The sequence below is a fragment of the Patulibacter sp. NPDC049589 genome (assembly GCF_040675535.1).
Lineage (GTDB): Bacteria > Actinomycetota > Thermoleophilia > Solirubrobacterales > Solirubrobacteraceae > Patulibacter.
On record NZ_JBFAPC010000203.1, the window covers coordinates 1 to 8,687 of the forward strand.

The window sequence follows — 8,687 nt, forward strand, 5'->3', positions numbered from 1 at the left end:
GATCGGGGCACTCGCCTCCACGTACGCGGCCAGCTGGATCGGGACGTCGTCCGCGCCCGGCCGCCGGGGCCGCAGGACGCGTCGCTCACGGACGATGCGCCGTGCCCGCCCCGGGGCCGGATCGCGCGTTCCGGGGTGGTGGGCCGGCCCCCCCATGATGTGACGTCCGGCACAGGAGCCGGTTCTCACTTGCATCTGCTCGACAGATCGGTACTCCTGTAAAGCACCCCCATCGCGTTGGTCCGATCCCCCTCAGGCCAACGACTCCACGGTCGTGGGGCAATACGCGACACCCACCACACGATGGCCCGTGCGCGGCCGTGTGTGGTGGGTGAGTCTTCCCATGTCGGTGCCCCCCCACACCACACACCACAACGACGTTCGTCGTGCCCACCAGCAGGCGCCGTGCGTGCTCCTGGCGGCGTCGCCCGGCGGTCACCTCGACCTGCTGCGCAGCGCCCGCGACGCGGCCTTCGGCGGCACCCGCCGGGTGTGGGTGACCGCGCCCGGTCCGGCCGTCGAGCCCCTGCGGGCCACGGGCGACGCCGTCGAGCTCGTGCCGCTGGTCGGCCGCGATCCGGTGCGCGTCGTCCGCAACGCCGCCCGCTCACTGCGGGCGCTGCGCCGCCACCGGCCGCAGCTGATCGTCACCTCCGGCGCCAGCCCCGCCATTCCCGTCGCCCTCCTCGGACGGCTGCTGCGGATCCCCGTCGTCTTCGTCGAGACGATGGCCCGCGTCGACAGCCCGAGCGCGTCGGGCCGGGTGCTCTCGCGCCTGGCCGTCGCCGTCGCCGTGCAGTGGCCCGGGATGGCGGCGGTCTATCCCGGCGCCCGCGTCTGCCGCCCCGCCCTCCTCGAGGACGTCCCCGAGCGACGGGCCGACGGCGGCCACGGCACCTTCGTCGCGCTGGGCACCCACGCCGGCGGCTTCGACCGCCTGCTGCGTGCCGCCGACGAGGCCGCCGCCGCCGGCCTGCTGCCCCGCCCCGTGCGGGCGCAGACCGGTGCCACCGCCTACGAGCCCCGGCACTTCGACGAGGCCCGCCCGTGGCTGGCCCCGGACGAGCTGCGCGGCGCGGTCGACGACGCCGAGCTGCTGATCTGCCACGCCGGCGCCGGGATCATCTCCGGCGGGCTGCGCGCCGGCCTGCGCCCCGTCGTGATGCCGCGCCTGTCGCGCCACGGCGAGCACTTCGACGACCACCAGCTGGAGATCGCCGGCCAGCTCGGCGATCTCCGGGCGGTGGTGCCCGTCGACGGCGCGATCGAGCGGGATCACGTCGCCGCGGCGCTGGCCGACGGCGACCTGCGGATGCCCGGGGCCGGCCTGCCGAGCGTCTCCGCCCTCCTGCGCACCCACGTCCTCAGACACACGGGAGTCCCAGCATGAGCACCACCGTCCCCACGCCCGCGCCGCCCGGGACCGCGCCGCCGGCCGGTCTCTCGGTCGGCCTCGTCCACGACTACCTGCTCGTGATGCGCGGAGCCGAGCGCACCTTCGAGGCGATCGGTGAGGCGTGGCCGGACGCCCCGATCTACACGACGGTCTACTCGTCCGAGGACACGCTCGGGCGCTTCGAGGACCGCGACGTCCGGACGTCCCCGCTCCAGCGGTTCGGCGTGCGACAGGACGGCTTCCGCCGGCTCGCGCCGGCCTACCCGTGGGCGGTCGGCAAGCTCGACGTCAGCGAGCACGACGTGGTCGTCTCGAGCTCCAGCGCGTTCGCCCACGGCGTCCGCAAGCGGCCCGGGGCGCTGCACCTCTGCTACTGCTACACGCCGCTGCGCTACGCGTGGCACGAGCGGGACCTCACGCGCTCGAAGGTCCCCGCCGTCGCCCGGCCGCTGATGGACACCGGCCTCGACGCGATGCGGCGCTGGGACCGCCGGCAGGCCGCGGAGGTCGACACCTACGTCGCGATCTCCGCGCTCAGCCGCGACCGGATCTTCGAGGCCTACGGCCGCGAGGCCGAGATCATCCACCCGCCGGTCGAGACCGAGCGCTTCGACGTCGACGACGCCCCGGAGACCGAGGACTTCGTGCTCACCGTCGGCGAGGTCACCGCCCACAAGCGCCTCGACGTCGCGCTCGAGGGCGCCCGCCGCGCCGGCGTACCGGCGAAGGTCGTGGGTACCGGGCCCGACATGGAACGGCTTCGGGCGGAGTACGGCGAGACGACGGAGTTCCTCGGTCGCGTCGACGACGCGACGCTCCCCGACCTGTACTCGCGGGCCAAGGCGGTGCTGGTGCCCAACGTCGAGGAGTTCGGGATCACGGCCGTCGAGGCCCAGGCCTCCGGCACGCCGGTGATCGCGACCGCCGCCGGCGGCGCCACGGAGACCGTCGTCGACGGCGAGACCGGGATCCTCCTGCCGACCGGCTCGACCGCCGAGTTCGCCGAGGCGCTGCACGACGCCGACCTCGGGGCGTTCGACGCGCACCGGCTCGCCGACCAGGCCGAGCGGTTCTCGCGGCCCCGCTTCATCCGCGAGATGCGCGAGGCCGTCGACCGCGCCGTCCGCGCCGACTGAGGCCGGCGGACGGGAGCGTCCCCGGGCATCGCGCCCGCCGAGCCGTCCCACCGTCCCGCAGCACCACGCCCTCGACGACCGCTACCGGAAGGCCCCGCCGACATGGATCTCACGAACGCCCTGCACCGACTGCGACACCGCAAGCTCGCGCTCGCCGCCGCGGCCCTGCTCGGCGCCGTGGCGTTCGTGCTGCTCACGTTCCACGTCAGCGGGTCGGGGCTCGAGCGCAAGACGACGCGCCACGGCACCGCGCAGGCGGAGCTCCTCGTCGACTCCCAGCGCTCGGCCATGATCCGGGTCAACAACCTCAACGGCGAGCTCGCCGACCGGGCGATCCTGATCGCGCAGTACGCCCAGAGCGACTCGATCCGCAAGCGGATGGCGGAGGCCCTGCACCGCCCGCGGGACTCGTTCCAGCTCGTGGCGAGCACCAGCGGGCTGGGCGCCCCCGGCGGCAGCAGCACGCCCGCGCTCAGCGGCGCCGACGTCCAGCGGCCGCTCCCGGCCGCGGGTGCGCCGTCCGTCGTCTTCCGCGCGTCCGGGGGCCTCCCGGTCGTGCGGATCACCGGCCAGGCGCCGACGGCCGCCGAGGCGCAGGAGCTGGCGACCGCGGCCCGCAAGGCGCTGACGGCGGCCGTCGGGAAGATCGGCACGGGCGTGGACGACAGCGACCTCGAGGGCGGTCGCGGAGCGTCCGGAGGCGACCGCTCGTACCCGCTGCTGCTGCGGCCGGTCGCCAACGCGGAGGGCTCGACGGTCACGACGACGTCGAGCCTCGGCAAGGGGATCGGCGCCGGCGTCGGCGTGTTGGTCGGGCTCGTGCTCCTGAGCCTGCTGGTCGGTCGCCCCCCGAGCGTGGACGACGACCGCGAGCCGGGCGCGCCCCTGGTCGACGGCGAGGAGGCAGCGCTGGAGGCCTACGACGCCTTCCGCCGCAACGGCCACGACCGCGAGCTCGTCGCGGCGGGCCGCCACGACGCCGACGCGGACGAGGAGCGAGATCGTGATGACGACGCATGAGTCCGCGACGGGCAGCGGCCGCCGCGGGCTCCTGCGGACGCTGTCGCTGCTCGTCGCCGTCGCCCTCGTCGCTGCCGTCTCCGGCCTGCTGACCGGCTACCGGGTCGACCTCTCCGGCCCGTCCGTCACGCCGCGCGCGATCACCTTCGCGACCGCCCAGTCCGGCGTGCTCGTCGACCGGCGCGACAGCGTCCTCGGCTCGGGCGCCCAGCCCCGCGGCGGTGCGCCGCTGAACACCCTGCAGACGCTGACCAGCCGCGCGCAGGTCTTCGCCAGCGTGGCGGCCGGCCCGTCCGGCCGGCGCTCGATCGGTCGGCGACTCGGCCTCGACGGCGCGCAGGTCGCCGTCGAGCAGCAGTTCACCGCCGCGATCCCGCGCGCCGCCACGGACCCCCGCGGCGACGAGCGCGCGGCGCAGCTGCTCGACGACCGCGCGAAGGTCGCCCTGCTGCTGCGCGTGGACCCCGACTCGCCGGTCGTCCGCGTCTTCGCCCGTGCCCCAGACGCGGCGCTCGCGCGGCGGGCGGCCGACGCGGCCGTCGACCTGCTGCGGGCGACCGCGGTGCAGGCGGCGTCCGAGCAACGCGCCGGCGCCAAGGCGTTCGCGTCGAGCATCGTCACGCGCCCGCTCGGCCCCGCCACGGGGGCGATGGTCAGCCCGCACGCCTCGCCGCAGGCCGCGGTCCTCGTCGCGCTCGCCGTCTTCGGACTCGGCAGCGCGCTCGTCCTGCGGCTGCGCCGCCGGGGCGAGGACCGTGGCGGCGTCGATCGGCGGGCCGGTGCGGGCGAGGACGGCGGCGGTGCGGGCGAGGACGGCGGCGAGCGGCGGGACGACCGACGGGACGACGGCGGCGAGCGCCGGGACCGCGGGCGCGGCGACGGTCGAGCACCACGCCGACGACCGCCACCACGCCGACGACGACCTCGACGGCGCCCACGACCTCGACCACCACGCCGAGCACGACGACGTCGGCCGCTCCGGCGACGGGCGGCGGGTCGGGGGGCTCGTCGTCCGGTGGGAGCGGGGCGCGGAGCTCCGGCGGCGGCTCGTCGTCGGGGACGTCGTCGGGCGGGTCCTCAAGCGGCGGGGCGTCCGGGGGCGGCTCCTCAAGCGGCGGGGCGTCCGGGGGCGGCTCCTCAAGCGGCGGGGCGTCCGGGGGCGGGACGTCCAGCGGTGGGTCGTCGGGGACCTCCGGGTCCGGCGGGGGGACGACCTCCGTCGCGTCCGCCGAGGCCGCCGTGGCGTCCGCGAAGCTCGACGTGCAGGACGCCGAGGAGGCGCTCGAGGACACGCGGCTGCGCGCGCCGGTCGCGGGGACCGTCACCGCCCTCGACGGGGCCGTCGGGCAGACGGTCAGCGGCTCCGGATCGTCCAGCTCTTCGGCGTCCTCCAGCTCCTCCTCGGGGTCGGCGGCCGGCGGGACCTCGGCCGCCGGCGGCGGCACGGGGACGAGCGGTGCGTCGACCGGGTCGACCTCGACGTCCACGGGGTTCGCGACCCTCTCGCAGCTCAGCAGGCTCGACCTCGAGGTTTCGTTCAGCGAGTCCGACATCGGCGACCTGAAGGTCGGGCAGGCGGCGAGCGTCACCGTGACCGCGCTCGACAACGTGAAGCTCGCCGCGAAGGTCACCGACATCGGGACGACGTCGACGTCGAGCTCCGGCGTCGTCTCCTATCCCGTCACGCTCGCGGTGACCCAGAAGGCCGACGGCGTGCTGCCCGGCATGAGCGCGTCCGCCGAGGTGGTCACCACGCAGGCGAAGGGCATCAGCGTGCCGAGCCAGGCGGTCTCGGGCCGCAGCGTCACGGTCCGCAAGAACGGCAAGGACGTCCAGACCGCGGTCACGACCGGCGTGGTCGGCGACTCCGCCACCCAGGTCACGAGCGGGCTGAAGGCCGGCGACCAGGTCGTGCTGCCCGCGCTGTCGACGACGACCTCGACCGGGTCCGGTGCGGCGGGCGGTGGCGCCGGAGGCCGGGGCGGTGCGGCCGGCGGGTTCGGCGGCGCCGGCGGGGGCTTCGGCGGGGCCGGCGGGGGCGGGGGCTTCGGCGGCGGGGCTCCCGGCGGCCGCGGATGAGGCGCTTCCTCGGGCGGAGGGCCGGCGGCGGCGGATCCGACGACGGGCGGGGCGGTTTGCCGGCGTCCGGCAGCGATCTCGCGGCGACGGGCAGTGGTCGTGCGGCGACGGGCAGTGGTCGTGTGGCGACGGGCAGTGGTCGTGCGGCGACGGGCAGCGGTCGTGTGGCGACGGGCAGTGGTCGTGCGGCGACGGGCAGCGGTCGTGTGGCGACCGGCAGCGGTCGCGCGGCGGCAGGGTCGGGCACGACTTCTGGGCGTCCGGCTGGTCGCCCGACTCCGAGCGCTGGTCCCGCGGGATCCCGCCCCCGGCAGCGGCCGCCCGTCATCGACGTGCGGGACGTGTCGCGGGTCTACCGGCCCACGCCGGATCTCGAGGTGCGGGCGCTCGACGGCGTGACGCTGCGGATCCAGCGCGGGGAACACGTGGCGATCATGGGGACGTCCGGGTCCGGCAAGAGCACGCTCATGCACGTGCTCGGCTGCCTCGACGCGCCCAGCGGCGGCCGGTACCTGCTGGACGGGGTCGACATGGCGGACATGGACGAGGACGGCCTGTCGGATCTGCGCAACCGCAAGATCGGCTTCGTCTTCCAGGCGTTCAACCTCGTCCCGCGCACGAGCGCGGTGGCGAACGTCGAGCTGCCGCTCGCCTACGCCGGCCTCTCGCGGGCCGACCGCCGTCGCCGGGCGATCGCCGCCCTCCGGGCGGTCGGGATGGGGGAGCGGCTGGACCACCTGCCGTCCGAGCTCTCCGGCGGCCAGCAGCAGCGCGTCGCGGTCGCTCGCGCGATCGTCACCGACCCGCCGCTGGTCCTCGCCGACGAGCCGACCGGCAACCTCGACTCGCGCTCGACCGAGGACGTGCTCGAGATCTTCGACGACCTGCACCGTCAGGGCCGGACCGTCGTGCTGATCACGCACGAGGACGAGGTCGCCGATCGTGCGCAGCGGGTGATCCGGTTGGGTGACGGGCGGATCCTCAGCGACACCCGCAACGCGGACTCGGCCCCGGTGGTCCGCGGTGCGCACCGCACCGACGGACACCCTGTCGGGGCGTCGACCGTCGGGGCCGGACGGGCCAGTGCGACACCCGGGCATGCGGCCGCCGGCACCGCCCCGCACCCCGTCGGGGCCCGACCCGTCGGCGCGGGTCCCGCCCGCGCCGCGACCTCCACCGCCCGGGACCGGCGGTCCGCATGAACGCCCGCGAGACGCTCCGCATCGCGCTCGGCGGGATCGTCGCCAACAAGCTGCGGTCCGGGCTGACGATGCTCGGGATGGTCATCGGCGTCGCGTCGGTGATCGTGCTCGTGGCCGTCGGCAACGGGTCGCAGGAGGCCGTGCAGTCGCAGATCCGGGCGCTCGGGACCAACGTGCTGCTCGTCATGAGCCAGGGTGCCCGCGGCGGGCCGGGATCGGCGGCCACGAGCAGCAGCTCGCTGACGACCGCCGACGCCACGGCACTCGACGACCGGGAGCTCGCGCCGCACGTCGCCAGCGCGTCGCCGGTCGTGACCGTCAGCTCGGCGACGCTCGTCTCCGGCAGCACCAGCTACCAGCCGTCGAGCGTCGTCGGGACGACGACCGGCTACCTGAAGGCGAAGGACTACAAGATCGCCCAGGGCGCGAACTTCACCGCGGCCGAGACGAAGGCCCGCGAGCGCGTCGTCGTCGTCGGCCCCACCGTCGTCCAGAACCTCGGGGTCTCCGTCGGGCAGTCCGTGAAGATCAACGGGATCGCGTTCCAGATCGTCGGCATCACGGCCGCGAAGGGCGCGAGCGGGGCGACCGACAACGACGACGTCGTCATCGCGCCGGTCACGACGGTGCAGGACTCGCTCGCGGGCTACGGGTCGATCAGCCAGATCGTCGTCCAGGCGTCCTCCGAGGGCGGCCTGGACCAGGCGCAGGCCGAGATCACCGACATCCTCGACCGCCGGCACCCGTCGACGGCGACCGCCGCATCCGCCTCGGGCACCGCGGCGGCCGGCACCGGCCGGGCGCGCGTCGGGGGAGGGGCGGGACTGTTCGGCGGCCGCTCCGCGGTCGGCGGCGCGGCGGCCGGCAGCACCTCCAGCTCGAGCTTCCAGGTGATCAACCAGGGCTCGATTCTCGAGGCGTCGAGCTCGACGACCAGCGTCTTCACCACGCTGCTCGGCGCAGTCGCCGCGATCTCGCTGCTCGTCGGCGGGATCGGCGTGATGAACATCATGCTCGTCAGCGTCACCGAGCGGACCCGCGAGATCGGCATCCGCAAGGCGATCGGCGCCCGCCGCAGCGACATCCTCACCCAGTTCCTGGCCGAGGCCGTCCTGGTCTCGATGCTCGGCGGCGTCGTCGGGGTCCTGCTCGGGCTCGGCGTCGCGCGCTTCGACATCGCGGGCGTCACGCCCGTCGTGTCGGCGTCGTCGGTCGCGCTCGCGTTCGGCGCGTCCGTGATCGCCGGCCTGTTCTTCGGCACCTACCCCGCCGGGCGCGCCGCGCGCCTCCGGCCGATCGAGGCCCTGCGTTTTGAGTGATCCCGGCCGATCGAGGCCCGATGCCCTGCACGACCACGAGGAGGACCCCGTGACCGACCGGTCGCAGACCGATCCGACCGCCCCCGCGGCGGCGGACGACGACACCCGCGTCCACCCGGCCGTTCCCGCGACCACGGCCGTGGCCGACCGGCCGGGCGACCAGAGCGCCACCCCGGCGGCCGGCGACGCCGCGCCGCTCGCGGCCGACGACGACGTCGAGTACGACCTGCCCGACGGCCAGGCCGGCTGGGACGACGACGGGTGGGACGACGAGCCGCACGAGTCGCTGCCCGAGCGCCCGCGCCGGCGCCTCGTCACCCCCGCGACCGTCGTGCTGGCGGGCGTGGTGCTGGCCGGCGCCGGCTTCATCGGCGGGGTCCAGGTGCAGAAGCACTCGGGCTCCGACGGCGGAGGAGGCGGCGGGGGCTTCGGCGGGCGCGCGGCGCTGGCCGGCGGGCTCCCGGGCGCCGCCGGCGGCGGACGCGCCCAGGGCGGCGCGGCGAGCGCAACCGGTGCGGCCGCGGGCGGGACGGCC

At 76.0% G+C, this 8,687-nt stretch carries 6 protein-coding genes and 1 pseudogene; all 7 read left to right on the forward strand.

The annotated features are described in order from the left end of the window. Positions 1-343 precede the first annotated feature (343 nt). Positions 344-1,390: a glycosyltransferase gene (locus tag AB0L40_RS24590; protein ID WP_364360901.1), complete on the forward strand. Its 1,047-nt coding sequence runs from the start codon at positions 344-346 to the stop codon at positions 1,388-1,390. Further along, positions 1,387-2,532 carry a glycosyltransferase gene (locus AB0L40_RS24595; RefSeq protein ID WP_364360903.1) on the forward strand — a complete coding sequence of 382 codons (1,146 nt, stop codon included), beginning with the start codon at positions 1,387-1,389 and terminating at the stop codon, positions 2,530-2,532. Before AB0L40_RS24590 ends, AB0L40_RS24595 begins: the two co-directional genes overlap by 4 nt. A gap of 102 nt (positions 2,533-2,634) precedes the next feature. After that, positions 2,635-3,552, forward strand: a complete 918-nt coding sequence (locus tag AB0L40_RS24600) for a hypothetical protein (protein WP_364360905.1) — start codon at positions 2,635-2,637, stop codon at positions 3,550-3,552. A 1,239-nt stretch (positions 3,553-4,791) separates the two neighbouring features. Then, positions 4,792-5,631, forward strand: a complete 840-nt coding sequence (locus AB0L40_RS24605) for an HlyD family efflux transporter periplasmic adaptor subunit (protein ID WP_364360907.1) — start codon at positions 4,792-4,794, stop codon at positions 5,629-5,631. 326 nt (positions 5,632-5,957) lie between these two features. Next, positions 5,958-6,833, forward strand: a complete 876-nt coding sequence (locus AB0L40_RS24610; RefSeq protein WP_364360911.1) for an ABC transporter ATP-binding protein — start codon at positions 5,958-5,960, stop codon at positions 6,831-6,833. Continuing rightward, positions 6,830-8,152, forward strand: a complete 1,323-nt coding sequence (locus AB0L40_RS24615) for an ABC transporter permease (protein ID WP_364360909.1) — start codon at positions 6,830-6,832, stop codon at positions 8,150-8,152. Before AB0L40_RS24610 ends, AB0L40_RS24615 begins: the two co-directional genes overlap by 4 nt. 49 nt (positions 8,153-8,201) lie before the next feature. Next, positions 8,202-8,687, forward strand: a pseudogene (locus tag AB0L40_RS24620) (hypothetical protein); the annotation flags it as partial.